Source organism: Bacillus sp. NPDC077411 (assembly GCF_044543425.1).
GTDB classification, from domain to species: Bacteria; Bacillota; Bacilli; order Bacillales; family Bacillaceae_G; genus Bacillus_A; species Bacillus_A bruguierae.
In genome coordinates, this window is the sequence record NZ_JBITWA010000012.1 from 41,304 (window position 1) to 66,641 (window position 25,338).

The window sequence follows — 25,338 nt, forward strand, 5'->3', positions numbered from 1 at the left end:
GGGGGGAGCATTGTGGCAAAAGAAATTACAATGATTCAAAAAACGGTTGTAACAGAGGAACAAAAGAAACAACAAGTTTCTGAGGAATTATTACAACAATTAGGAGAGAATCAACAGGCAATTGAAGAAACGATTCATTTGTTAGCACAGCTTCAAAAGGCTGGTTTGTTAGATGCGGCAGTAAGCTTGCTGGCAGCGAAAGAAGATGTTTCGAAAATTGCGATTGAACAACTAAACCGTGAACCAGTAAAAAATGCATTAAATAATATAATGGGTGCAGGAGAAGCGCTATCTTCAGTAGACCCAGAAGTGACTAAGCAAGTAACATCCAGTTTAGTGACAGGTTTACAATATGCAACCGATGAATTAAAAAAAGGTGAGAAAACAAGTGTGATGGATTTCTTTAAAGTATTACGAGACCCAGACATAAACCGAGCAATTACATTCGGATTTAACTTTTTGAAAGCATTTGGTCAAGAGTTAGAAAAGAAGAATTAATAAGAAAAAGAGCGGTGGATTTAGAATCTATCGCTTTTTTATGTGTTTATATGAGTATTCATGTTTAGTAAAATATATTATGATGAAAAAATAGCTTTTAAATATATCGCTATTTTCATTTTTAAGCAGTGGAATACAACATGACTTTTAATCTTGTATGTGGTAGAAAAAGGCCCTGGCCGCTTTCATGCGCGGCCAGATACTAGCCCACCTCTTCAAAAATAGGGGTTTTATATTACTTTTAATTTATATATATGAATATATTTTGACATAAAGATTGCTACTATGTAGAAAAAAGGGAGCCTGCTACTGTTTTTCTCTCTTTGCTTTTACTTGGCATGTGGCAGAAACAGGACCTGACCGCACCTATGTGCGGCCAGATGCTCTCGCCCCCCTAAAAAAAGGGTTTTTATGTTTTTTAAACTTAAATATGGTTTTAGAATATGGAGGAATCTATGCTACACCGAAAAAAAATATCTATACCAGGGGTAATGAAACATTCCTTTCAAACAGTAAGGTTTGCCTTTGGAAATGTATTAGCGTTTCAACTTATGTATAAACTTCTAGCAGCAATTGTCTTTATCCCACTATTCGGTATGATTTTTAATAAGCTATTATACTGGGGTGGATATGCAAATGCGACAAATGATGAATTGCTTGCGTTTTTTAAAACACCGTATGGAATCGCGGCTATTTTCATTTTATCTGTGCTAGCACTTTTTCTTATTTTTATCGAATTTGCAGTGCTTATTATTATTTCGTATTTTGCACATAAACGACAAAAGGTGAGACTGCGTCCAATTTTATATAAAACGGTAACGTATTTACCTTCTTTTTTCACATATTGCTTACCAGGATTTATTTTGTATGTTGTAGTTTTACTACCTCTTTTAAGCATCGGTTATAAATCCGCACTTCTTCCTGAAATTCAGATTCCTAATTTTATTACAGGCGAATTACTGAAAACAACAATGGGACAAGTCGGATATTATTTCTTTTTCGCCGTAGTTGCCTATGTAAATCTTCGTTGGATTTTTGTGTTACCTATTATTGTTTTAGAAGAAAAGCCGTTTCGCGTAGCTGCTCGTCAAAGTGCAATGTTAGTAAAGGAAAACTTTTTGAAAGTCCTGTTCTTTTTCATTGGATTTTTTATTTCGATAGGCATTGTTTTTCTGCTTTTTACAGGTGTTTATTTATTGTTACTGCTCGGGGTATATAAATTTACAAATCCAGAAGGAACATTTGCTTTATTAGCACAATCTACTCTATCTGTATTTTTAACGAGTACATTTTATATATTTAGCTTTATTGTCACCCCGTTTTACATTATGGCACTTATAAGGTTGTATTTACAGAAAGTTCCCGTTGAAGCTGTTTTAGTAGAAGAGGGCCTTGACTATTTTAAAACAAAAGCAGAGAAATGCTTCTTTCAAAAGCATCGACTGAAATTTATTGGTGTATATATTTGCGGGGTTGTTGTAATGGGAATGGTTTTGGCCTTTATTGTAACCTTTATTACGAATTCTTATAAAGAGCCTATTATTATGGCGCATCGTGGTTACATATCTAAAGGCGTAGAGAATACAAAAGAGTCAGTCCAAGGAGCGATTGATGCGAAAGCCGATTATGCGGAGATTGATGTATTGCAAACGAAAGATGGAGAATTGGCCGTTATACACGATTTGAAATTAAAGCGTCTTGCGAATGCAAATGTACAAGTGTCAGAATTAACGATGGATGAACTTCGAAAGCTTACGTTAAGGCAAGGTGAATTCTCAGGAGGAATCAGTACACTTGATGAAATTATTAAACTTGCAAAAGGGAAGATTAAGCTTAATATAGAAGTGAAGCTCCATGGAAAGGAAAATGAAAAGGATTTTGTAAAGAAAGTTTTAAAAACCATTGAGAGAAATGAATTTGAAAAGCAATGTGTAATTCAAACATTGCATTACCCGCTTATTAAAGAATTTAAACGTGCAAATCCCGATATAAAAGTAGGATATGTCCTATATGCAAGTGTAGCAAATTTAAAACATGTTCCAGCTGATTTTTATGTAGCGGAAGAATATATGTTGAATAAGCGCTTAGTCCAATCAGCTCGTAAATTAAATAGACCGATTTATGTATGGACTGTAAATGATATGGAAAACTTAAGGGGATATTATAAATTGAATGTGGATGGAATTATTACAGACTATCCAGAAGATGCAAGGGAAACAATTAAAATACTTAAAGAGCAAGAGGAAAATGAAACGGACATGGTTGATAAAATTATGGAAACGACAGAAGACTTATTTGCAAAGCTATTTATGTAAAAAGAGGCTGCTAGTGAAACACTAGTAGCCTCTTTTTTTGTATGGAGAGATCTGTACTAAATTGTTAGTCGTATAAATAGGATGGTAGAAGAGCAGAGCAAAGCAAAGGAGGCCGAGAATGGAACGGTATCGTGTCATAGGGAAAAGTGTGAAGCGAAAAGAAAGTGCTGATAAAGTAACGGGAAGAGCGAAGTATATTAATGATGAAATAGAGGTTGGCACGCTATATGCAAAACTTCTTACGAGTCCATATGCACATGCTTATATTAGGAGTATAGATATTCGTGAAGCGAAGAAAGTACAAGGCGTACATGCTGTGGTAACGGGAGCGGATTATCCTATTCTTGTCGGCTCTAGTATCGTTGATCGTCCTTTGTTAGCCTTTGAGAAAGTACGGTATTTTGGTGAACCTGTTGCACTTGTTGTGGCGGATACTGAAGCAATTGCAAGAGAAGCAGCAACACGGATCCGTGTTATATATGACGAGCTCCCGATTATTCGTTCCCCTTTGCAAGCCTATAATGAATCAAACATTTTAGTCCATGAGCATGTGGAACGATATAAGTTAGAAGAAAAGGTGTACCCAAAGCCGCATACAAATATCGCAAATCGGACGAAAATTCGTAAAGGGGATGTTCAAAAAGGATTTACGAACAGTGACGCGATTGCCTGTGAAACATTTTCTTTTCGGCAATCTGATCATGCAGCAATGGAAACGCGGTGTGCTAGGGTAGAAATGAAACCGAATGGAGATGTGATTGTTCATTCTACATCACAGGCTCCTTTTGAAATAAAGAGGCAGTTAAGCGAAGCGTTTGAAATTGATGAAGGGAAAGTTATTGTACATGTGCCGTTAGTCGGGGGGGCATATGGTGGAAAAACAGCAGTTCAGCTTGAATTTTTAGCATACATTGCTTCAAAAGTAGTAGGAGGAAGACGAGTTACTCTTCAAAATAGTAGAGAGGAAGATTTCATAACGTCTCCTGTTCATATCGGTTTACAAGCAAAAGTAAAGCTTGGGTGCACAAAAGATGGAAAGCTGCAAGCGGCAGAGATTTTGTATTTATTTGACGGCGGTGCTTATGCTGATCGGGCGGTAACGATGAGTAAGGCGGCTGGGCTGGACTGCACGGGCCCATATGCGATTGAAAACGTATGGTGCGATTCGTACGGTATGTATACAAATCATACTTATGCAACGTCTTTTAGAGGTTTTGGACATTCGGAGTATACGTTTGTAATGGAACGAACAATTGATATTCTTGCTCAGAAATTAGGAATGTGTCCGCTTATGTTTCGTATGAAAAATGCAATTGGGCCAGGGGATACAACACCGACACAAGTACCTGTCACATCAAGTAATACGGGAGATGTGACAGCGTGCCTACAAAAATTAAAATCACTTATAAATTGGGAAGAGGGAAATAAAGTTATTCTATCTAACGGCATGGTACGCGCAAAAGGGGTTAGCTGCTTCTGGAAAAATTCGACTACGCCAAGTAATGCCGGAGCAGGTGCGGTATTAACCTTTAACGGTGATGGTAGTGTCAATATCAATTGTGGTGCCGTTGAAATTGGGCAAGAAACAAAAACAGTGCTAACGCAAATGGTTGCCGAGAAAATGAACATGGATGTTGATGATGTGCATATCATAATGGAAGTTAATACACAAGTTGCTCCAAAGCATTGGAAAACAGCAGCGAGCCGAACGACACTCCTTGTTGGAAATGCGGTTGTAAGGGCGGCAGAAGACGCAATAAGGCAGCTCTGCCAAACGGCTTCAAATTTACTTGGGTACCCCGCAGAAGAGTTAGAAGTTGCAGGGAAAGGAGTCTATGTCAAAACGAACCCAAATATACATGTGCCCTTTTCGAAAATTGCGTTTGGGTATGTAGATTCAAATGGAAATGTAAAAGGAACAGAAGTGGTGGGAAGAGGGAGTTACATACTTGAGGGAATTACAGATATTGATTATGAAACAGGGAAAGGAAGACAAGGGCCGGAGTGGGGAGTAGGAGCGCAAGCAGTCGAAGTGGAATATAATCCTAAAGATTTTACATACCGATTGTTGAATGCTGTAACAGTGGCAGATGCGGGAACCATTTTAAATAGAAAGGGAGCAGAAACGCAAATTATGGGAGCCATGAGTATGGGGCTCAGTTTTGCAACGCGAGAAACATTTCATTATGATGCGAAAGAAAGAAATTTGAATCATCAGTTTCGTTCTTATAAAGTCATCCATTACGGGCAACAGCCAAAATATATTGTCGATTTTGTAGAAGTACCACATAAAGAAGCTGCATTTGGTTCTAGAGGACTTGGGGAACATGGAATTATTGGCATGCCAGCAGCTTTAGGAAACAGCTTATCCATCGCAACTAGTATTTCATTACGAAACTTACCGCTTACGCCAGAGTTAATTTGGAAAGAGACGCAAAAAGGAGAAGGGATGGAATGATACCATTTGATTTTGAGTATTATCGTCCGGATTCTATTCAAGAGGCTATTCGATTATTTCACCAACTAGATCAAGAGGGGAAGAAGCCGCTCTACTATGGGGGCGGCACAGAAATTATTACGATGGGACGTTCGCAACGCATTCGAACAAAAGCTGTTATTGATATAAAAGATATTCCAGAATGTAATGTTTGTGAATGGCAGGATGACAAACTTTTGCTAGGTGCAACATTGACGATAACAAATGTTCAGGATGCGAAAGTCTTTCCGCTCCTTGGGGAAACTGCTGGCCGGGCTGCAGATCGCACGGCAAGAAATAAAATTACAATTGGCGGAAATGTTGCGGGAAGGATTCGCTATAAGGAAGCTGTGCTGCCGTTTTTATTAGCTGATAGTACATTTGTTATTGCAGGAACAGCGGGTATGAAATATGTACCTGCTCATCAAGCTTTTGTGGAAAAATTACAATTACAAAAGGGTGCGTTTCTTGTACAAATGATTACAGATCGGCAGTATGTGACAGCACCGTATTATAGTGTAAAAAAACGCCAACTAGAAAAAATTGATTATCCCCTTGTAACGGTTGCGTCGATTAAATATGATGACGAAATTCGAATGGCGTGCAGTGGCTTATGTGTGTTTCCATTTCGTTCACTTCAGATGGAGACAGATTTAAATAATAAGCACATTCCATTTGAGAAAAGAATTGAACACGCCTTAACCCATATTCCAGCTCCTGTATTAGATGATATAAGAGGCTCGCGTGCTTATCGGACATTTGTATTTCAATCTGTACTGCAAGATATATTGCGAAATTTTGCAAAGGGGGACGAAAGATGAGAAACGTCCAGCTCATTTTGGATGTCAATGGAGAAACGCGAGAGGTAGTTGGAAGAATGGCTGATACGCTGTTACATATATTACGTCACGAACTGGATTTAACAGGAGCAAAGCCTGGCTGTGAAAATGGTGATTGCGGTGCTTGTACAGTTCTTGTTGAAGGGATACCAATCAAGTCTTGTATTATGCTGGCTGTTGAAGCGATTGGAAAGCAAATTACAACGATTGAAGGATTACAAGCAGCTCCTATTCAACAAGCTTTTGAAGAGAAATGGGCGTTCCAATGCGGATACTGTACACCAGGATTTATTATGAATTGCCATGGACTTGTGTCGCAAAGGCCTGATGCAGATGATCATGTTATTGAAGAATGGTTAAGTTCTAATATTTGCCGATGCACGAGTTATCAAGAGATTGAAGAAGCTGTAAAGTCTGTATTACAAAAGCAGCGAGGGGATTCAAAATGACTTCCGCATACGGTGTATTAGAAGCGTTGTTATGTTGCGAGAAACGCTGTGCATTAGCGACAATTATTCATGTTGAAGGATCGGCATATAGAAAAGAAGGAACGATGATGCTTTTTCAAGAAGATGGCACAAAAGTAGGAATGCTAAGTGCAGGGTGCATTGAAGAAGAGCTTTTCTATTATGCTGTGGATGTTATGGAGCAAAATACTTGGGCGATTCATACATTTAATACAAAGGCAGAAGATGATTTGTCCTGGGGAGTAGGATGTAATGGTGTTATTCATGTATTAGTGGAACATATAGATGATACCTATAAAGCGATTTTACAAGACTTATATATTCACCTTGCCAATGGTTCCTCGGCTTGGATGGTGAAAAATCTTTCGTTAGAGCAAACTGCACTTATATATAATAATGGTAATACGTGCGGTAATTGGGAAGGGACTATTCCACAGGCAACTTACTTGAAAAATGGGTTACAAGATGAATATTATAGCCAACATTTTATACCAAAGCCCCGCCTGTTTATTTTTGGAGCAGGAGAAGATGCAAAGCCACTCGTTCGTTTTGCGAAGGAAACGAGCTTCTTGGTAACAGTTTGCGATTGGCGGGAGGCCTTATGTAATACGGATCAGTTTCCAAGTGCTGATGCATGTGTGGTTGGTTTTCCAGTAGAAATGATACAAAAACTTTCATTACATCCAAGCGATTTTCTTGTCATTATGACGCATCACTTTGAAAAAGATCGACAATTACTATCTCTTTTATTAGAAAAAAATGTTCGTTATATAGGTGTTTTAGGACCGCGTCATCGTACGGAGCGCTTATTAGACGGTAAACCAATTCCTCCTCATCTCCATTTTCCTGTTGGAATTTCAATTGGTGCACAAGGTCCAAGTGAAATTTCCGTTAGTATCATGGCTGAAATTATCGGGCAATTACGGATGAAGTGAGATGAAAATCATTGGTGTATACTTGGCGGCTGGAAATAGTAGACGAATGGGACCGGGAATCCATAAACTTTCTCTTCCTTTACACAATGAACCACTTGGTAATGCAGCCCTCAAAACTGCTTTGTCTTCAAATCTCGCAGGTATTATTATTGTCACAAATGATGAAAATTGGGTTTCACAATCATTACGACATGAGAACGTACACCTTCTTTCTTGTTTTGATTCTAGTCAAGGACAATCACATTCACTGCGCTGTGGTATTAAGAAAGCAATGGATATGAAAGCGGATGGAATTGTTGTCTTACTTGCTGATCAACCTTTTATTAAAACAGAGGTAATTAATGAATTACTAGATTGTTATAAACAACATAAAACGGTCTATTATGTAGCAGCAAAGTATCGCGGAATTGTAAGGCCGCCTGTTTTATTTGCAAAGAAAATATTTCCTTTCTTGCAAACATTAAAAGGTGATCAAGGAGCTCGCACTATTTTTCAACAGTCATTTATAAAGGGGATAACGATATCGTATGAAGAAGCGACCCTTTTTTATGATGTGGATAGTTGGAGTGATTATCAGAAAATGATACAGTATTACGGAAAGTGAAAAACGAATTGTTTTATAGAGCATTTACAATCAAATCTTATTACTCAATTTCATCGGGCTTATCCAACAGGGATAGGCCTTTGCTATTGAGTGATTTTTAACATATATAAGTGAAACAACGACATAAAAATCCCCTTTCCTTTTAGGGGGGCGAGAGCATTTGGCCATGCAGGAGTTTCCTACTACATGCAAGGTTTAAAACAAAAGGAGAAGGCAAGTAGCGGTCATATTTTGTTCTACATAGCAGCGGCTTATAGGTTGGAAAATTAAAATGGAATGGTCCATCTTCATAAATTATATCGATAAACAAATATTCAACAGGTTGCAAAAGTTTTGTAAATCGTTAAGTAGGAGTTTATAGAAATTATTGATGGATTTTTGTATAACATTTATTTGTTAAAAAACTTTCTGAAAATAATAAATATAGAACGGTGAAAAAGAAAAAGAGCATCTATTTCCTAATGAAATTAATTTACATTATTTACACTATTTCAAATATAAAAACTTTTATTTTTTCATATGATAGCGTTTTCATAGATTGGAAGTTATGCTAGAATAAGTTCATAAGTTATTAACTATTACAAAAAGAAGAAAGAATTACTTTTTTCTGTTAATTATAAGGGGGCATTTCATTATGCGTATTGGGGTACCAGCAGAAATTAAAAATAACGAAAACCGTGTAGCTATGACACCAGCGGGTGTTGTACATTTAATTCGTAACAATCACGAAGTATTCATTCAAAAGGGTGCAGGATTAGGATCAGGTTTTCCTGATGAGCAATATGTAGAAGCAGGAGCAAAAATCGTAGAAACAGCTGAAGAAGCTTGGGCTATGGAAATGGTAATGAAAGTTAAAGAGCCAATTGCAAGCGAATATAAATATTTCCGTGAAGGCCTAATCTTATTCACTTACTTACACTTAGCTCCAGAACCAGAATTAACAAAAGCATTAATTGAAAATAAAGTAGCAGCAATCGCTTACGAAACAGTTCAATTAGAAAATCGTTCTTTACCATTGTTAGCGCCTATGAGTGAAGTTGCTGGTCGTATGGCAGCACAACTTGGTGCACAATTCCTTGAGAAAAATAAAGGTGGAAAAGGTATTTTATTAGCAGGCGTTCCAGGAGTAAAACGCGGTAAAGTAACAATTATCGGCGGTGGACAAGCTGGTACAAATGCTGCTAAAATTGCAGTTGGTCTAGGTGCTGACGTAACAGTTATCGACTTAAGCGCAGATCGTCTTCGTCAATTAGATGATATTTTCGGTAACCAAGTGACAACTTTAATGTCTAATCCTTACAATATTGCACAAGCTGTAAAAGAGTCTGATCTTGTAATCGGTGCAGTATTAATTCCAGGAGCAAAAGCACCAAAACTTGTAACAGAAGAAATGATCAAGTCTATGGAGCCAGGTTCTGTTGTAGTTGATATCGCAATCGACCAAGGTGGTATTTTCGAAACAACTGACCGTATTACAACACATGACAACCCAACTTATGAAAAACACGGCGTAGTTCACTATGCAGTTGCAAACATGCCTGGTGCGGTTCCACGTACATCTACACTTGCATTAACAAATGTTACAGTACCATACGCAGTACAGATCGCAAACAAAGGTTACAAAAAAGCTTGCTTAGAAAATACTGCATTATTAAAAGGTATTAACGCATTAGAAGGCTATGTAACATTCGAAGCTGTTGCAGAAGCACACGGTGTAGAATATAAAGCAGCAAAAGAATTATTAGAAGCAGAAGCAGTATCTTGCTAATCTAAATATCGAACAATATTTTCATACAACAAGATGAGAGCTAAGAGAAGTGCCTCTTAGCTCTTTTTAACTAGAAGGGGGCAAGAGTCGTGGCCAACTTATTTAAAAAGAAATCCGTGACACAATTGTTAAGCCAAAGTCAAAGTAAAACTTTGACAAAAACATTAGGGGCATTTGACTTAACGATGTTAGGAATTGGAGCGATTATCGGTACAGGAGTACTTGTATTAACTGGATTAGTAGCAGCAAGAGATGCTGGTCCAGCTGTTATTTTCTCGTTTATGATTGCAGCAATTGTTTGTGGCTTTGCAGCATTATGTTATGCAGAAGTTGCCACAGCACTTCCTGTATCAGGTAGTGTTTATACGTATGCATATGCAACGATTGGAGAATTTGTTGCCCATTTAATGGGATGGACATTATTGTCAGTTTATGTTTTAACAACGGCAGCGGTAGCTGGCGGTTGGACGGGTTACTTTAATAATTTAGTAAGCGGATTGGGATTAGAAATTCCAAAACAACTGTTAACGATTCCAGCTCACGGCGGAATTGTGAACCTTCCAGCGATTTGTATTACGTTAGTATTAACATGGTTACTATCTCGCGGTACGAAAGAAAGTAAACGTGTTAATAATGCAATGGTATTAATTAAAATTAGTATTGTTGTATTGTTTATTGCAGTGGGTGTATTCTATGTAAAACCAGTAAACTGGACACCATTTGCACCGTATGGTATAAGTGGGATTTTTGCCGGAGGAGCTGCAGTATTCTTTGCTTTCTTAGGATTTGATGCATTAGCAACTTCAGCTGAAGAAGTAAAAAATCCACAGCGTGATTTACCGATTGGTATTATTGCATCGCTTGCTATTTGTACAGTTATTTATATTGCAGTTTGTCTTGTTATGACAGGAATGGTGTCATACAAAGAATTAAATGTACCAGAAGCGATGTCTTATGTATTAGAAGTTGTTGGGCAAGATAAAGTAGCAGGTGTTATCGCAATTGGTGCAGTAATTGGGATTATGGCCGTAATTTTTGCTTATATTTACGCAACAACACGTGTATTCTTTGCGATGAGCCGTGATGGTTTACTTCCAAAATCATTTGCGAAAATTAACCAAAAAACAGAAGCGCCGGTATTTTCAACATGGTTAACAGGTATCGGAAGTGCTTTAATTGCCGGATTTGTCGATTTAAAAGAATTGTCAAACTTAGCGAATATTGGAGCATTATTAACATTTGCGATGGTAGGTGTTTCTGTACTGATCCTTCGTAAAACACATCCGAAATTACAACGTGGCTTTATGGTGCCGCTTGTACCAGTATTGCCGATTATTTCAATCGCATGTTGTCTGTTTTTAATGGTTAACTTACCACTTACAACATGGTTATACTTCGGTGCTTGGCTTGTACTAGGAGTTATCGTATACTTCGTATACTCTAAGAAACACAGCCACCTGCAACAAGATAAAAGTTCGCAAGATCATCTAAAACAAGCAAATTAAAGGGATAAAGCCTTATGCGTTGGGGAGCGCATAAGGTTTTTTTATGTTTTTGAAGGGATTCTAGGAAACCTCATAGAAATGTATATGTCGAAAGATGGAAAAGAGGGATAATAATGGTTGTAAAAGAGGGAGTAAAAGTTGTAGTTGGTGCAGAAGGATATAATAACAATCCAGGGTGGTTACATACACAAGAAAATGAACTAAATTTATTAAAAAGAGAAGATTGGGTGAAAAAATTTGCTCCAAACTCTATAGCAGCAATCTTAGCAGAGCATGTGTGGGAGCATTTAACATATGAAGAAGGAAGAGAAGCAGCAAAAATTTGTTATGAATTTTTACAGCCGGGTGGTCATCTTCGCTGTGCCGTACCAGATGCATTTTTCCCAGATGAAGATTATCAAGCAGGCGTACAAGTCGGCGGACCAGGTCCATTAGATCATCCGGCAGCGAGTCATAAAATTGTTCATAATCATAAAACGATGACTTCGATGTTTGAAGAGGCTGGTTTTGAAGTGAAATTATTGGAGTATTGTGATGAAAACGGAGCGTTTCATTATAATGACTGGAATGAAAAAGACGGCCTTATTTATCGCTCAAAACGTTTCGATCATCGCAATCAAGATGGACAGCTTGTTTTTGTTTCGTTGATTGTCGATGCGGTTAAACGTAAATAAAAGGAAAATAATATATCAGCGATTTTTGCAATATATCGACCGTTTTTTAGGATATATCGGCGATTCGACACGGGATAAAGACCTTTCGACACGATATAAAGACCCTGCGAAGATATTCGACATACTGAACGCATAAAAAAGCATTGATGGTAATTTCAATGCTCTTTTTATAGTAAATTGAATCGTTTTCCATCCGAAAAGAGAACCCGTTAATATAAATAAAGGGTTCTTTTTTCATTTTTTAAAAGCACAATACGATAATTACCGTGAAAAATAGAAGGTTCTTCATATTGAATGGTAAGCGGTAATGTTCCTAAAATATCACTCAACTTACGATTAATATTCGTGCCAAGTCTTTTGGTCAGAAGGTTCATAAATTTCCTAGATGGAGATAGCTGTTTTTTTTCAGGAAGAAATTTATCTAGGATGACAATGTTTCCACCTTCTTTCGTGACACGTAGTGCTTCTGAAAGTGCAATATGAGGGTGTTCAACAACGCTTAAAATGAGATTTAAAATAACAACGTCAAATGAATCATCTGGAAATGCGAGTTGTTCAGCATTCATTTGTTTATATATGACATGAGGATAAGGGTACTTTCTTTTCGCTTTGATTAGCATATGTTCTGAGAGGTCAATTCCAGTGATGAGGGTGTTTGTCGGAAGAAGAGGGATATCTTGCCCTGTACCAACACCAACTAATAATACTTGTTGATTTTCTGTAAAGGATACAAGAGAAAATGCTCGTTTTCTTGCTTGAATAAAGAAACGGTTTTGCATGAACAAATCGTAAAAGTGAGACCATAATTTATAAATTTTTTGGTTTTGCTTATTTTTCATAACGCTCCTCCATTTTTCATGAAATTTTCCAAAAATAAAACCAGAAATAATTGACACATATGAGCATTCGTTCATATAATAAAAGCATAACATATATGAACAATTACTCATATGTTCAAATGAAGAGGTGAGCTATTGTGACGGAACAAAAAGTAGAAACAAATGAAGAAACGTGTTTACAAAATGTCATTCATCAAGAAGTTGTTGAAAAAGTAAAACAAACGATTCCACAGGATGATAGCTTAAGTCAAGTAGCAGAGTTATTTAAAGTATTAGGAGACCGTACGCGCACACGTATTTTACACGCCTTATTTGAGGCAGAAATGTGCGTATGCGATTTAGCATATTTACTCGGAATGACGCAGTCGTCTATTTCCCATCAATTACGCGTATTAAAGCAAGCAAAGCTTGTTAAAAATCGTAAAGAGGGAAAAGTAGTGTACTATTCACTTGCAGATCACCACGTTATTCATATTTTCGAGCAAGCATTTGAGCACGTAAACGAGGAAAAATAGAAGCAGCACAAGGAGGGAGAAAAATGGGGGAAGCATTGGTAAAACGGAAACTTGTGTTAGACGGATTAGACTGCGCAAACTGTGCGATGAAAATTGAAAAAGGTGTAGGAGAATTAGAGGATGTATCATCGTGTTCTGTTAACTTCGTCACGAAAACGATGACGGTAGAAACAGCGAAACAAAACGAAGAACATGTTGTCAAGGAAGTAACGCAACTTGTAAATAAATTAGAACCGCATATTCATGTGAAAGAAGAACAAAAAGCGAGAGCGGCAAAAGAAACATTTATACTAGAAGGTTTGGATTGTGCAAACTGCGCGATGAAAATTGAAACAAAAGTAGGCGAAATGCCTGCAGTTACATCGGCATCTGTTGATTTTGTTTCTAAAAAATTAAGAGTAGAAATCGCAAATAAACAAGAGTTAGAGACAACTGTTGCACATATAAAAGAAGTCGTGCAGAAATTAGAACCCGAAGTGAACGTAGTGCGTGAGAAAGAGCAAACAGAACATCATCATAGTCATGATCACGGAGAAGCGAATACGAAAAAAATGATTTGGCGGTTATCGATTGGGGCGATTTTAACTGCTATTGCTGCACTAGCTTCATTACCGCAAATGATCACAATTCCACTTTTCGTGATTGCTTATATGATTATAGGCGGCGATATAGTTTTACGTGCTGCAAAGAATATTGTACGCGGACAGGTGTTTGACGAAAACTTTTTAATGGCGATTGCGACACTTGGTGCTTTTGGGACTCAAAACTATTCAGAAGCTGTCGCGGTAATGCTCTTTTATCAAGTAGGTGAACTGTTCCAAAGCATTGCGGTAAATCGTTCCCGTAAGTCGATTAGTTCATTAATGGATATTCGACCTGATTATGCAAACTTAAAGCTAGGAAATGAAACGAAACAAGTGTCGCCAGAAGATGTACAAATTGGTGATTTCATTATCGTTAAACCGGGTGAAAAAGTACCATTAGACGGTAAAGTAATCGAAGGAGCATCAATGGTAGATACATCGGCGCTAACAGGAGAATCTGTACCTCGTGAAGTAGAGATCGGCAGTGATGTATTGAGCGGTTTTGTTAATCAAAATGGTGTATTAACAATTGAAGTAACGAAAGAGTACGGTGAATCTACTGTTTCGAAAATTTTAGATTTAGTGCAAAATGCAAGTAGTCGTAAAGCACCGACAGAAAACTTTATTACGAAGTTTGCTCGTTATTATACACCAGCTGTCGTCGTTACAGCTGCAGTATTAGCTTTTGTTCCACCGCTTATTATAGAGGGGGCAACGTTCTCAGATTGGATTTATAGAGCGCTCGTCTTTCTTGTTATCTCTTGTCCTTGTGCATTGGTTGTTTCGATTCCACTTGGGTTCTTCGGAGGTATTGGCGCAGCATCTAAGAGCGGAATTTTAGTAAAGGGCAGTAACTATTTAGAAGCATTAAATGATGTAAAACATATCGTATTTGATAAAACAGGTACGTTAACAAAAGGTGTCTTTAAAGTAACAGATATGCAGCCAAGCGAATTTGTGACGAAAGAAGAATTGTTACAGTATGCAGCATTTGCAGAGGTATATTCGAATCATCCAATCGCGCAGTCCATTCGAGCTGCATATGGAAAAGTAGTCAATGAGCATATGATTGAAGAGTATAATGAAATTTCTGGTCACGGCACAGTTGTGAAAGTGAACGGAAAAGAGATCTTTGCTGGAAACGCAAAGTTAATGAGAAAAGAAAATATTCCATTTCAGCAACCGCAAACTGTTGGAACACTTGTACACGTAGCTGTAGATGGTATGTATGCTGGATACATTGTCATTTCTGATGAAATCAAAGAGGATGCTAAGCAAGCAATTCAATCGTTAAAACAACTTGGTGTAAAAAGAACCGTTATGTTAACCGGCGATGCAAAATCAGTCGGAGAAGCAGTTGGGAAACAACTGGGGATTGACGAAGTCCATGCCGAACTGTTGCCGCAGCAAAAAGTAGAAGAAATTGAGAAAATTGATGCGATGAAACATCCGAAAGAAAAAATTGCGTTTGTTGGAGACGGTATTAACGATACACCTGTATTAGCAAGAGCGGATATTGGGATTGCGATGGGTGGTTTAGGATCAGATGCAGCAATTGAAGCAGCCGACATTGTCATTATGACAGATGAACCTTCGAAAATAGGAGCGGCTATTCAAATTGCGAAACGCACGCGTAGTATCGTATGGCAAAACATCATCTTCGCCTTAGGGATAAAAGGAGTTGTTCTTTTATTAGGGGCATTCGGCATTGCAACGATGTGGGAAGCAGTTTTCTCAGATGTTGGGGTAACTTTGCTGGCTGTGTTAAATGCGATGCGTGTATTGAGGGTAAAAGAATTGTAAAAGGAGAGAAGCGAGGGCTTCTCTCCTTATTTTTTCATAGAATTTGCAATTTGTTCTCGCACAGTTTGAATATAATTCATTTTATGATCCCAGCACACTTGGCTTAAATCGACTGGATATTCTTCTGGATTCAGCGTCCGTTTATACTCTTCCCATAAGAATGATAAGCTGCTTTGTGCATGGCGCTGAATATGAAGGATGTCAGGTAATTCGTATGTGAGCTGCCCGTTCACAAATATATCATGATGCAGCTCTTTTGCTTCAAAGTTCGTGACAAATTTACTAATATACGTATGAACAGGGTGGAACATTTTTAAACGCTCTTCTTGCTCTGGTTCTTCTGTGTCTAATGCAATATAATCGCCTTCTGCATGCTGATTGATACGATTGATAATACGATAGATACGCTTTAATCCTGGTGTTGTAATTTTTTCAGGATTGGACGAAATTTTAATTGTGTCGTTTAGTGTACCGTTTTCATCTTCGATACAAACTAATTTATAAACAGCGCCTAATGCTGGCTGTTCAAACGACGTGATTAGTTTTGTTCCAACACCCCATACGTCAATTTTGGCTCCTTGCGATTTTAAATGTAAAATCGTGTATTCATCCAAGTCGCTCGAAGCAATAATTTTTGTATTGGTAAATCCAGCTGCATCTAACATTTTACGCGCTTCTTTAGATAAGTACGCCATATCTCCGCTATCAAGGCGGATGCCATAAAAGTTAATGTGATCACCAAATTCTTTTGCGACGCGGATCGCATTTGGTACACCAGATTTTAATGTGTCGTATGTATCAACGAGAAAAACGCATTTTTCATGTGTTTCCGCATATTTTTTGAAGGCTACATACTCATCGCGATACGCTTGTACAAATGAATGAGCATGTGTACCAGCAACAGGAATACCAAATCGTTTTCCAGCTCGAACATTACTTGTTGAAGAAAAACCGCCGATGAATGCTGCTCTTGTTCCCCAAAGTGCTGCATCAAATTCATGAGCACGGCGTGTTCCGAATTCAAGAAGTTCATCATCACCAGCTGCATGCTTCATCCGTGCAGCTTTTGTAGCAATTAATGTTTGGTAGTTCACAATATTTAAAAGTGCGGTTTCAATAATTTGTGCTTCTCCAAGTGGTGCTTCTATACGCAAAAGGGGTTCGTTATGAAAGACAACCTCGCCTTCCTGCATACTGCGAATGGAGCCAGTAAACTTCATATTTTGTAAGTAGTGTAAAAAATCTTCTTCAAATTGCAGCTCTTTGAGATAAGCAATATCACTTTCTGTAAACCGAAAGTTCTCCACATACTCTATAATCTTTTCGAGCCCTGCAAAAATAGCATAACCATTTTCAAAAGGCAGCTTACGAAAGTATAAATCGAATACTGCCCGGCGATTATGAATATTATCCTTCCAATATGTATAGGCCATATTCATTTGATATAAGTCTGTGTGTAAGGCGTAGCTATCGTCTTTATAATGTCCCATAACATAAACACCTCCATATTTTGGTTATAGTATACCTCTTTTTTGAAGTTTTTTGCTAAAAACTATACATATCATAAATGTTATAAAGTAAAAATAAAAAATCCTTCGGAATATTTTTATTTATCAATTTATATTTTGGTAAAATTTATGTATTATTAAAGTACTAGGGGATAACTTAGAATGGAGGAGGGGACTATGCAACAAAATCTAGAAAAAATGGGTAAGCAAATTTTTTACAAACGACTCCAACAAAAAATGACACAAGAAGAACTCTGTCAAGGCATTTGTTCCGTCTCATATTTAAGTAAAATTGAAAATGGAAAAATTGAGGCCTCAGAAGAAATATTGCAGTTATTATGTACGAGATTAGAGATTGCAGTTTCGGATTTAAGAGATATTGAAGCTGAGGTGAAAGAAAAGTTAGAGGAGTGGTTAAAAGCACTAGTTCACTTAGATAAATATAAAGTTGAAGAGTTATATAAAGAACTAGAAGTAGAGATGCAACAAATTGTTGATTTTGAGATTGTAAATTATTATAAGTTGTTATATACACGATATTTAATTATGAAGAGAAATATACCAGCCCTTAAAGAGGAGTTGGAGAAACTAAAAAAGGTTTATAAAAAATATTCTCCATTTCAGCAGCTGCTATATCAGTATAGTCAGGCTTTATGCTATTGCCTACAGCATAAATGGCAAGAGGGATTACGGTTTCTAATTCAAACAGAGTTAATGGCAAAAGAACAAAATTATTATGAAACTGGAATTTATTATAATTTAGCGGTTGCATATACTCATTTGGAAATTCCATATATGGCACTTCATTTTGCTAATATTGCCATGGAAGGATTTCGAAATGAATATAAATTTCGAAATGTGATTAATTGTCAAGTCATTGTTGGGTTGAGCTATATTGAAAGAAGACAGTATGATGAAGCGTTAAAAATTTATGAGAGTATACTACGAGAAGTAGACGCTTTTTCTGATAAGGATGTATTGCTGGCAATGGTATTAAGTAATATTGGCAATGTACATTATAAAATGAAAAAGTATGAAGAAGCCAAAAAATATTATGTAGAAAGTTTACAATATCAAAGAGATGAAGATGTGAACTACGTCGAGACGTTGTATGAGATGGCCCTTCAATGTATCCACCTTGAACAATTAGAAGAAGCAAAAGAGTGGATTGAGAAGGGGATTATTTCTGCTAAGAGAGATGAAAGATGTAATACGAAGTTGTACTTACTCCTTATGCTTCGTTATAAGTATTTTACAGAGCCAAGTGTATATAAAGTATTTTTAGAAACAGAAGCAATACCTTTTTTTAAAAATGCAGGAAATATACAAGAATTAAAGAAAGTATATATAGAACTCGCTGAATATTTCACGAATTCTTTGCAATTTACAGAAAGCAATCATTATTATAAGTTAGCAATTGAAGCGCTCGAAACGATACGGGAGGGATAAGGGTGAAAAAAGTAGTAATAGGTATGGTTTTAACAATGGTGGCATTAGTTGTAATGGCTGATACGCAATATGCTTATAAACCAGATGTTTTTGGACAAGCTACTAATACAGTTGAAACAATAAATATGTAAGGTGACCATTGGGAATGAGACTGACTCGAAATGTCGTTAAAAAACGGCCTTTTGAGTCAGTTTTTTTTATTCCTGTTTTTAAATTGTTCGTCAAAATTCTACAAAACTTGAGAAATAAAAATATTTAAATATTAAGATTGCAGCTCGTTTATCACATTGGAATCAAGTTAATGTGAGTATAGAATAACAGCAAAACCCTCTGTCCTGATAAACAGGAGGGCTAAATAATTGTTCGTCAAAATTCTACAAAACTTGAGAAAAAAATTTTTTTAATTTTCAGTATTTTAATAGTGGAAACTTAATGCTACTATAAATCTACTCTTTAAAAAATTTTTGTTAGGGGGAAAAGAATGATGAAGAAAAAGAGTTTAGCGTTTGTGTTAGCAGCGGGAATGGCAGTGACAACGTTCGGGGGGACAAGCTCTGCGTTTGCAGATTCAAAGAATGTACTTTCTACAAAGAAATACAATGAGACTGTCCAGTCTCCAGAGTTTGTAGCAGGTGATTTAACAGGTACGTCTGGGAAAAAAGCAGAATCTGTTGTATTTGATTATTTAAACGCTGCGAAAAAAGATTATAAACTAGGCGAAAAAAGTGCAGAAGAATCTTTTAAAGTGCAACAAGTTGTAAAAGATTCTGTAGGAGAAGCAACAGTTGTACGCTTACAGCAAGTGTATGAAGGTGTACCAGTGTGGGGTTCTACTCAAGTAGCTCATATTGGGAAAGATGGTGTATTAAAAGTTGTATCAGGAACTGTTGCGCCTGATTTAGATAAGAAAGAGAAGCTAAAAAATAAAAATAAAATTGACGGAAAACAAGCAATTGCAGCTGCACAAAAAGATTTGGGGCTGAATCCAAAATATGAAGCAGAGCCGTCAGCGGACTTATTTGTATATCAAAATGGCGAGGAAACAACATATGCATATGTTGTGAAACTAAATTTCTTAGATCCAGAGCCAGGAAACTATTATTATTTCGTTGAAGCTGATAGTGGTAAAGTACTGAATAAATACAATACAATTCATGGTGCTAATGCTACGAATAAGACACCGATTAAACTTGTAACAGGAACAAATAAAGTTGGGACAGGTAAAGGGGTATTAGGAGATACAAAATCTATTAATACAACATTATCTGGATCTAGCTATTATTTACAAGATAATACACGCGGTGCGGCAATTTACACTTATGATGGAAAAAATCGCACTACTCTTCCTGGAACATTATGGGCAGATGTGGATAATATCTTTAATGCTAGCCGTGATGCAGCGGCAGTGGATGCACATTATTATGCAGGTGTAACATATGACTATTACAAAAACACGTTTAATCGCAACTCTTATAACGATGCTGGTGCACCGTTAAAATCAACAGTTCATTATAAGAGCGGTTATAATAATGCTTTCTGGAATGGTTCACAAATGGTGTATGGTGATGGAGATGGATATACATTTGTTCCATTATCTGGTGGGTTAGATGTTGTTGGGCATGAATTAACACATGCCGTTACAGAATATAGTTCAAACCTTGTTTATCAAGATGAGTCTGGTGCATTAAATGAAGCAATCTCTGATATTTTTGGAACATTAATAGAATACGCTGATAACCGTAACCCAGATTGGGAAATTGGTGAAGATATTTATACGCCTGGTACAGCTGGGGATGCGCTTCGCTCTATGAGTGATCCAACAAAATATGGTGACCCAGATCATTATTCTAAACGCTATACAGGAACGGACGATAACGGCGGCGTGCATACAAACAGTAGTATTATTAATAAAGCTGCTTACTTATTGGCAAATGGTGGTACACATTATGGTGTAACGGTAAATGGTATTGGCAAAGATAAAGTAGGTGCAATCTACTATCGTGCAAATACACAATATTTCACTGAATCTACAACATTTAGTCAAGCTCGTGCTGGATTGGTACAAGCAGCAGCTGATTTATACGGTGCAAACTCTGCAGAAGTGGCAGCTGTGAAGCAGTCTTATGATGCAGTTGGTGTGAACTAGGTTCCACTCCCCTTTATATAATGAAAAAGGAGCATATGCTCCTTTTTTCATTTTTTCTTCCATGTTTTCCACAAATAAAATAAGCCCGCGCAACCAGCAATTGTTATAATCCATTTTGCTTCACTTGTTCCGTTTATAACTTGGTAAGTAGAATACACTTCAATAAGTAGAGCCGGTATTTTCCCAAGAGTACTAGCGATGCTAAAAGTCAGAATGGACATCGTTCCGAGGGCTGCAAATAGTGTTACGATTCCAGACGGAATAAATGGTATGAGGCGAAACGATAAAACGAGAAAGAATGCTTCTTTTCCTTGTACATAAAGAAGTTTCCTTACTTTTGGGTATTTATCTATATTTTTTTGAGCAATGTTTTGAAAGCCAAGCCGGTATAAATAAAATGAGATAATAGCTCCTAATACTTCTCCAGCAATTGAGATGAGTGTTCCTGTTGTTATCCCAAATAATGAAATGTTAATAGCAGTCAAAAAAACACTAGGAATAATAGCTGCTAGGCTAATAAGAATATTGAATAAGATGCTAAGCGGAATTGCCATTGTTTGATGCTCTATAAGAAAAGAATGAATCGTTTCTGCCATATAAATTAGTTTTCCTTTGCTTTTTTTATATACAAGTTAAAAAACCGACATAAAACCCCCTTTCTTTTTGGAGAAGACAAGAGCATCTGGCCGGGCATAGAAGCGACTTATATGCTGAAAAATTAAAATTGATTTATATAGCATTACATCATAGTTTTTATATTAGGACAATAGAATTGTGGGAAATCATAGATTTCTTTGAAGAAAAAGTCATATTTTTATAGAAAGAATTACTAGGAAATAACAATAGGTACGATAAAATTGACTTTTTCTAAAGATAATACAATAATCATGAAAGAGGTGATACGATGAAAAGATTAGGGAATGTTATGATAAGCATCATGCTTATGATGATACTTGTATTAAGCGGATGTTCAAGTCAGACTAAGCCGAAAGAAAATAATGCAGCATCAGTTGTAAACGTTAGTGATAAGATTTTAGATGAAATGGAAGGACCGCCAAAAAATGGTCATACGCTAGAACGTCACGTTGGCAAAACAGATGAGCAGTTGAAAGAACGATTACGTACAGATAATGTATCTGCCGCAAGTACATATTATGATAAAGAAACAGCAACAAAGGCGGTAAAGGATAGCTTAAAGCAGCATGAAAAAGAAATTGAAAAATGGTTGAAAGAATCGAAGGAAAATCGTCTTGTATTGAATACGAAGCATAACTTTGCAGTTGGAAAAACGGTATTAAAAAAGGATATGCGCGTAAAAGATGGACTTCGTAATACAGTAACTGTGTTGCAAAGAGATAAAGGGAGTCAGCTTGGTTTTAAAATTATTACTTCTTATCCTTCTGAGAAATAAGAAAGGCGGGGAATTTATGTATTCAACATTTCAATATTTTCTTAGAGCGTATTGTACATTAAGTATATATGAAGAAGAAATGACTAATCTTATGCAACAATTTAAAGAACAGGAAGAACAAGAAACGCAGGAAAAATTATTACAAGAATTTGCTCAAATACACAAAAAAGAAGATTGGGAGAAAGTAAGGCAAGAAGCTGAACAATATGGAAATCGTATGTGGACAATAGAAGAAGCAAAAGCGCATATCGGTAATTTTGTTTCTATATTACAAAACAAAAAGGCGTGAATCATCCCGCCTTTTTGTATGTGCTTTTTGAAATCTGACCGCTCGAGAGCACTTGCCCATTTTGTGTTACTTTTTTATATGTTACAGCCACAATATTTTTATCAGTTTCACTTATAACTTTCGAAGAAACCTCTACATTTTTTCCTGTATTTGTACCGAAAATACGAGCAGTTACACTACTGCCACTCGTGAATGCTTGAATATAAATATATTTACCAGTATTATTTTTAAATTTCAAGTCAGGACCGTAGTCAGCAACTGCTGCATCTTGACCAAGAGGTAAGTAATGGACTGGTAAAGAATGATTACTTCGAGCTACAACTCCTAAATCAGCGCGTAATACGGCGCCATATAATGTACTGCTTAATTGGCAAACACCACCCCCAGCACTTTGTTCTACTTTTCCGTTTACATATATACCTGCTGATTTATAGCCATGTGCTGCATCTGTTATGCCAACACGACCATTAAAACTAAATGTCTCATCGGGTGCAACAAATACTCCTGTTAATGTATCGGCAGCACGTTCTACATTAAAAGTTTGACTTGAGTTTCGTCCAGCCAATGGGGTAGAGTATTCAGCGATTACTTCTTGAATCCCCATATTTTTTACATCTTCTGTTGAGCGCTCGGGTTTCAAGGCTTTAATTGGAACTTGGATATCTTGTTTATTTGTCGTAATGGCTTCTGTTGTGAGGGATTTTAATTTCTCTTTATCAACTTTTTCACCATCTTTACTTTCGCTAATATTAATTGTTGTTCCAGAAATAGATAAGTCGGCATTAATAGGTTCTACTAAGGAATCATTATATTTTTCCTTAATAAATGCATCATATTTTGCTGCGTCTATAGAAGGCTCTAACTTATAGTCGCGTTTTAATTCACCTGTTTCAGCTTGTTTTCTCATTTTATAACGACTAGAAATATTGCCCTTTTGTTCTTTAAAAATTTTATCTGCAACATCTGTACCGTTATATTCAACCCCTAATTCTTGCCAAGTATATGTATGTTTGTCATCCTGTAAGGCATAATTCACAGATTTTTTATTTAACTCATCAATTTTTTGTTGAATTATTTTTTGAACGTCTGCTTTCTTTTTCCTATCTATGGAAATACCTTCAAATGTTGTGTGGGGTAAAACGTAGGTATCTAACTGCTGATTTAATTTGGACACATATTGATAAGCGCTAACACCACCACCACAAAGAATGATTCCACCAGCAATCGCAGAACCAATAATCAAATTGCGTAATTTCATTTATTTCCCTCCGAAAAGAAAATTTTTTAGATTATTAATATGTATATTTCTAACGTATAAATGATAAAAGCAGTGATTCTTATACACTAGTATACTATTAATTTTATTACATGTGTAATATTTTGATAAAAAACGTTACATTTTTGTAATATAATTACCTATAACTAGAAAGTTTATGCAGCAGAGTAAAGTGAAAATTCCACCAGTGGGAGTTTTCTTTCTAATCTGTCTTCTTTGCTTCGCATTTTGATGTGAAGGTTTTATTGCCTATGAATAGTGAGAGAAGTTTTCTTTGAATTGTCTCATGAAGTATAAGTTTTATAGGGGAAAGATAAGCACATAAAAAAACAGCTGTTGTATTACAACAGCTGTTTTTTTATAATTTCTTATGATCTAATTTACCTGTAACACCAAGATGGCCTTGTAGTTCCTTCGTAATATCTTGAACACTCTTTTCTTCAGGGACATAAAAGTATTTACCATCAATATATTTATCCTGGCCTTTTACTTGCAATTTATCAATCTTTAAGCGGGAGTCCATTGAGTTTTTTGTAATTGCCATCATATCGTCGAAAGTTAAGTTTGTTTTTATATCATGATCAACTGCATCAAGTAAGTCACCAAGTTTGTTAATTGAATTCACAGATAATGCTTTTTGAGCAATTGCTTCTAAAACAAGTTGTTGACGTTGACCGCGCATATAGTCGCTGTCAATATGACGCGTTCTTGCTAGTGCAAGAGCTTGTTCGCCGTTTAAGTGTTGGCGACCTTTTTCAAGGTGGATAGCACCTTGCTGGTCTTTACTGTCTTGTTCAGTAAAGGTAACTGGTACATCTACATCAATACCACCAAGAGAATCAACAATTTTTATAAAGGATTTAAAGTTAAATTTTACATAATAATCAACAGGAACATCTAGAAAACGTTCTACTGTATTAATTGTGCTATCAACGCCACCAAATACGTGTGCATGTGTAATCTTATCTTCTTTCTTTTCTGATGGAATATATACGCGAGAATCACGAGGAATGCTTAATAATTTCAAGGATTTATCGTTTTTATTAATAGTTGCAAGTAACAATGCATCTGTACGAGTTGCAGTTCCGTATTCTTTTGTTCGTGTATCACTTTCATCAACACCCATAATTAGGATTGAAATATTATCAGTCATCGGTTTTACTGCTTTTTCGCGCTTGTCCGATTTATCGCCGCGTCCTAATTCTGAGTAAGCACCATTAGCAACAGCTTGTGCTTTATTATATATATGGAAGAAATAGCTGCCTCCTCCAATAATCAAGAGGAATAAAGGAATGAGAACAAACCATAGTATACGTTTTTTCTTAGAGCGTTTTTTTTGTAATGCTCTATTTAGCGCTTCTAAATCAGGTTTCATTAATATTTCTCCTTTAAACAATCAATTCATATATTTTCTTATAATTTTAAAAAAGACACACT

At 36.5% G+C, this 25,338-nt stretch carries 22 protein-coding genes; 17 read left to right on the forward strand and 5 right to left on the reverse strand.

What is annotated here, in order from left to right:
- Positions 1-12 precede the first annotated feature (12 nt).
- The 10 genes from ACIGHG_RS15840 to ACIGHG_RS15885 all read left to right on the forward strand — a co-directional run bounded on the left by ACIGHG_RS15840 (position 13) and on the right by ACIGHG_RS15885 (position 12,081).
- Positions 13-498 carry a helical membrane plugin domain-containing protein gene (locus ACIGHG_RS15840; RefSeq protein WP_396549342.1) on the forward strand — a complete coding sequence of 162 codons (486 nt, stop codon included), beginning with the start codon at positions 13-15 and terminating at the stop codon, positions 496-498.
- 455 nt (positions 499-953) lie between these two features.
- Positions 954-2,813, forward strand: a complete 1,860-nt coding sequence (locus ACIGHG_RS15845; protein WP_396549343.1) for a glycerophosphoryl diester phosphodiesterase membrane domain-containing protein — start codon at positions 954-956, stop codon at positions 2,811-2,813.
- Positions 2,814-2,931: 118 nt separating this feature from the next.
- Positions 2,932-5,271 (forward strand): xanthine dehydrogenase family protein molybdopterin-binding subunit, encoded by a 2,340-nt coding sequence (locus ACIGHG_RS15850; protein ID WP_396549344.1) that lies wholly within the window; start codon positions 2,932-2,934, stop codon positions 5,269-5,271.
- A complete protein-coding gene (locus ACIGHG_RS15855) occupies positions 5,268-6,110 on the forward strand; it encodes an FAD binding domain-containing protein (RefSeq protein WP_396549346.1) in 843 nt (280 codons plus the stop codon). Before ACIGHG_RS15850 ends, ACIGHG_RS15855 begins: the two co-directional genes overlap by 4 nt.
- Positions 6,107-6,577 (forward strand): (2Fe-2S)-binding protein, encoded by a 471-nt coding sequence (locus ACIGHG_RS15860; RefSeq protein WP_336473683.1) that lies wholly within the window; start codon positions 6,107-6,109, stop codon positions 6,575-6,577. The genes ACIGHG_RS15855 and ACIGHG_RS15860 overlap by 4 nt, the downstream gene beginning before the upstream one ends.
- The gene (locus ACIGHG_RS15865; RefSeq protein ID WP_396549348.1) at positions 6,574-7,530 is read left to right on the forward strand and encodes an XdhC family protein; all 957 of its coding nucleotides are present in this window, start codon (positions 6,574-6,576) and stop codon (positions 7,528-7,530) included. Before ACIGHG_RS15860 ends, ACIGHG_RS15865 begins: the two co-directional genes overlap by 4 nt.
- Before the next feature lies 1 nt (position 7,531).
- A complete protein-coding gene (locus ACIGHG_RS15870) occupies positions 7,532-8,134 on the forward strand; it encodes a nucleotidyltransferase family protein (protein WP_396549349.1) in 603 nt (200 codons plus the stop codon).
- 634 nt (positions 8,135-8,768) lie between these two features.
- Positions 8,769-9,902: an alanine dehydrogenase gene (ald, locus tag ACIGHG_RS15875; protein ID WP_090917584.1), complete on the forward strand. Its 1,134-nt coding sequence runs from the start codon at positions 8,769-8,771 to the stop codon at positions 9,900-9,902.
- A gap of 89 nt (positions 9,903-9,991) precedes the next feature.
- A complete protein-coding gene (locus tag ACIGHG_RS15880; protein WP_336473687.1) occupies positions 9,992-11,407 on the forward strand; it encodes an amino acid permease in 1,416 nt (471 codons plus the stop codon).
- A gap of 113 nt (positions 11,408-11,520) precedes the next feature.
- On the forward strand, positions 11,521-12,081 hold the full coding sequence (locus ACIGHG_RS15885) for a class I SAM-dependent methyltransferase (RefSeq protein ID WP_396549351.1): 561 nt from the start codon (positions 11,521-11,523) through the stop codon (positions 12,079-12,081).
- Positions 12,082-12,290: 209 nt separating this feature from the next.
- Here ACIGHG_RS15885 and ACIGHG_RS15890 read toward each other — a convergent pair whose 3' ends face one another.
- Positions 12,291-12,920 carry a class I SAM-dependent methyltransferase gene (locus ACIGHG_RS15890; RefSeq protein WP_396549353.1) on the reverse strand — a complete coding sequence of 210 codons (630 nt, stop codon included), beginning with the start codon at positions 12,918-12,920 and terminating at the stop codon, positions 12,291-12,293.
- Positions 12,921-13,057: 137 nt separating this feature from the next.
- Between ACIGHG_RS15890 and ACIGHG_RS15895 the strand changes: the two genes are divergently transcribed.
- Positions 13,058-13,435: an ArsR/SmtB family transcription factor gene (locus ACIGHG_RS15895; protein ID WP_396549355.1), complete on the forward strand. Its 378-nt coding sequence runs from the start codon at positions 13,058-13,060 to the stop codon at positions 13,433-13,435.
- Positions 13,436-13,458: 23 nt separating this feature from the next.
- A complete protein-coding gene (locus ACIGHG_RS15900) occupies positions 13,459-15,822 on the forward strand; it encodes a heavy metal translocating P-type ATPase (RefSeq protein ID WP_396549357.1) in 2,364 nt (787 codons plus the stop codon).
- A gap of 26 nt (positions 15,823-15,848) precedes the next feature.
- On the opposite strand, the gene ACIGHG_RS15905 is transcribed toward ACIGHG_RS15900, so the two are convergent.
- Positions 15,849-17,312: a nicotinate phosphoribosyltransferase gene (locus ACIGHG_RS15905; RefSeq protein ID WP_396549358.1), complete on the reverse strand. Its 1,464-nt coding sequence runs from the start codon at positions 17,310-17,312 to the stop codon at positions 15,849-15,851.
- Positions 17,313-17,507: 195 nt separating this feature from the next.
- On the opposite strand from ACIGHG_RS15905, the gene ACIGHG_RS15910 reads away from it, so the two are divergent.
- The 3 genes from ACIGHG_RS15910 to ACIGHG_RS15920 all read left to right on the forward strand — a co-directional run bounded on the left by ACIGHG_RS15910 (position 17,508) and on the right by ACIGHG_RS15920 (position 20,925).
- Positions 17,508-18,779 (forward strand): tetratricopeptide repeat protein, encoded by a 1,272-nt coding sequence (locus ACIGHG_RS15910; RefSeq protein WP_336473691.1) that lies wholly within the window; start codon positions 17,508-17,510, stop codon positions 18,777-18,779.
- A 2-nt stretch (positions 18,780-18,781) separates the two neighbouring features.
- The gene (locus ACIGHG_RS15915; RefSeq protein WP_336473692.1) at positions 18,782-18,910 is read left to right on the forward strand and encodes an NprX family peptide pheromone; all 129 of its coding nucleotides are present in this window, start codon (positions 18,782-18,784) and stop codon (positions 18,908-18,910) included.
- A 353-nt stretch (positions 18,911-19,263) separates the two neighbouring features.
- The gene (locus ACIGHG_RS15920; RefSeq protein WP_396549429.1) at positions 19,264-20,925 is read left to right on the forward strand and encodes a M4 family metallopeptidase; all 1,662 of its coding nucleotides are present in this window, start codon (positions 19,264-19,266) and stop codon (positions 20,923-20,925) included.
- A gap of 47 nt (positions 20,926-20,972) precedes the next feature.
- Here ACIGHG_RS15920 and ACIGHG_RS15925 read toward each other — a convergent pair whose 3' ends face one another.
- Positions 20,973-21,521, reverse strand: a complete 549-nt coding sequence (locus tag ACIGHG_RS15925) for a TVP38/TMEM64 family protein (protein WP_336473693.1) — start codon at positions 21,519-21,521, stop codon at positions 20,973-20,975.
- Between the two features lie 308 nt (positions 21,522-21,829).
- On the opposite strand from ACIGHG_RS15925, the gene ACIGHG_RS15930 reads away from it, so the two are divergent.
- Together ACIGHG_RS15930 and ACIGHG_RS15935 are read left to right on the forward strand one after the other, a co-directional pair.
- Positions 21,830-22,336, forward strand: a complete 507-nt coding sequence (locus tag ACIGHG_RS15930; RefSeq protein ID WP_336473694.1) for an RNase A-like domain-containing lipoprotein — start codon at positions 21,830-21,832, stop codon at positions 22,334-22,336.
- A gap of 16 nt (positions 22,337-22,352) precedes the next feature.
- Entirely contained in the window at positions 22,353-22,625 is a 273-nt protein-coding gene (locus ACIGHG_RS15935) for a hypothetical protein (protein WP_396549362.1), read from the forward strand.
- Position 22,626: 1 nt separating this feature from the next.
- Here the strand turns inward: ACIGHG_RS15935 and ACIGHG_RS15940 are convergent, their stop codons facing one another.
- Together ACIGHG_RS15940 and ACIGHG_RS15945 are read right to left on the reverse strand one after the other, a co-directional pair.
- The gene (locus ACIGHG_RS15940; RefSeq protein WP_396549364.1) at positions 22,627-23,883 is read right to left on the reverse strand and encodes a VanW family protein; all 1,257 of its coding nucleotides are present in this window, start codon (positions 23,881-23,883) and stop codon (positions 22,627-22,629) included.
- A gap of 376 nt (positions 23,884-24,259) precedes the next feature.
- A complete protein-coding gene (locus ACIGHG_RS15945) occupies positions 24,260-25,276 on the reverse strand; it encodes an LCP family glycopolymer transferase (protein ID WP_396549365.1) in 1,017 nt (338 codons plus the stop codon).
- Positions 25,277-25,338 lie beyond the last annotated feature (62 nt).

Coding starts and splice junctions, on each gene's coding strand:
- ACIGHG_RS15890 (WP_396549353.1), bottom strand. CDS start 12,920: ATGAAAAATAAGCAAAACCAAAAAATTTATAAATTATGGTCTCACTTT.
- ACIGHG_RS15945 (WP_396549365.1), bottom strand. CDS start 25,276: ATGAAACCTGATTTAGAAGCGCTAAATAGAGCATTACAAAAAAAACGC.
- ACIGHG_RS15855 (WP_396549346.1), top strand. CDS start 5,268: ATGATACCATTTGATTTTGAGTATTATCGTCCGGATTCTATTCAAGAG.
- ACIGHG_RS15910 (WP_336473691.1), top strand. CDS start 17,508: ATGCAACAAAATCTAGAAAAAATGGGTAAGCAAATTTTTTACAAACGA.
- ACIGHG_RS15920 (WP_396549429.1), top strand. CDS start 19,264: ATGAAGAAAAAGAGTTTAGCGTTTGTGTTAGCAGCGGGAATGGCAGTG.
- ACIGHG_RS15860 (WP_336473683.1), top strand. CDS start 6,107: ATGAGAAACGTCCAGCTCATTTTGGATGTCAATGGAGAAACGCGAGAG.
- ACIGHG_RS15845 (WP_396549343.1), top strand. CDS start 954: ATGCTACACCGAAAAAAAATATCTATACCAGGGGTAATGAAACATTCC.
- ACIGHG_RS15935 (WP_396549362.1), top strand. CDS start 22,353: ATGTATTCAACATTTCAATATTTTCTTAGAGCGTATTGTACATTAAGT.
- ACIGHG_RS15870 (WP_396549349.1), top strand. CDS start 7,532: ATGAAAATCATTGGTGTATACTTGGCGGCTGGAAATAGTAGACGAATG.
- ACIGHG_RS15905 (WP_396549358.1), bottom strand. CDS start 17,312: ATGGGACATTATAAAGACGATAGCTACGCCTTACACACAGACTTATAT.
- ACIGHG_RS15940 (WP_396549364.1), bottom strand. CDS start 23,883: ATGAAATTACGCAATTTGATTATTGGTTCTGCGATTGCTGGTGGAATC.
- ald (WP_090917584.1), top strand. CDS start 8,769: ATGCGTATTGGGGTACCAGCAGAAATTAAAAATAACGAAAACCGTGTA.
- ACIGHG_RS15850 (WP_396549344.1), top strand. CDS start 2,932: ATGGAACGGTATCGTGTCATAGGGAAAAGTGTGAAGCGAAAAGAAAGT.
- ACIGHG_RS15925 (WP_336473693.1), bottom strand. CDS start 21,521: ATGGCAGAAACGATTCATTCTTTTCTTATAGAGCATCAAACAATGGCA.
- ACIGHG_RS15865 (WP_396549348.1), top strand. CDS start 6,574: ATGACTTCCGCATACGGTGTATTAGAAGCGTTGTTATGTTGCGAGAAA.
- ACIGHG_RS15900 (WP_396549357.1), top strand. CDS start 13,459: ATGGGGGAAGCATTGGTAAAACGGAAACTTGTGTTAGACGGATTAGAC.
- ACIGHG_RS15930 (WP_336473694.1), top strand. CDS start 21,830: ATGAAAAGATTAGGGAATGTTATGATAAGCATCATGCTTATGATGATA.
- ACIGHG_RS15885 (WP_396549351.1), top strand. CDS start 11,521: ATGGTTGTAAAAGAGGGAGTAAAAGTTGTAGTTGGTGCAGAAGGATAT.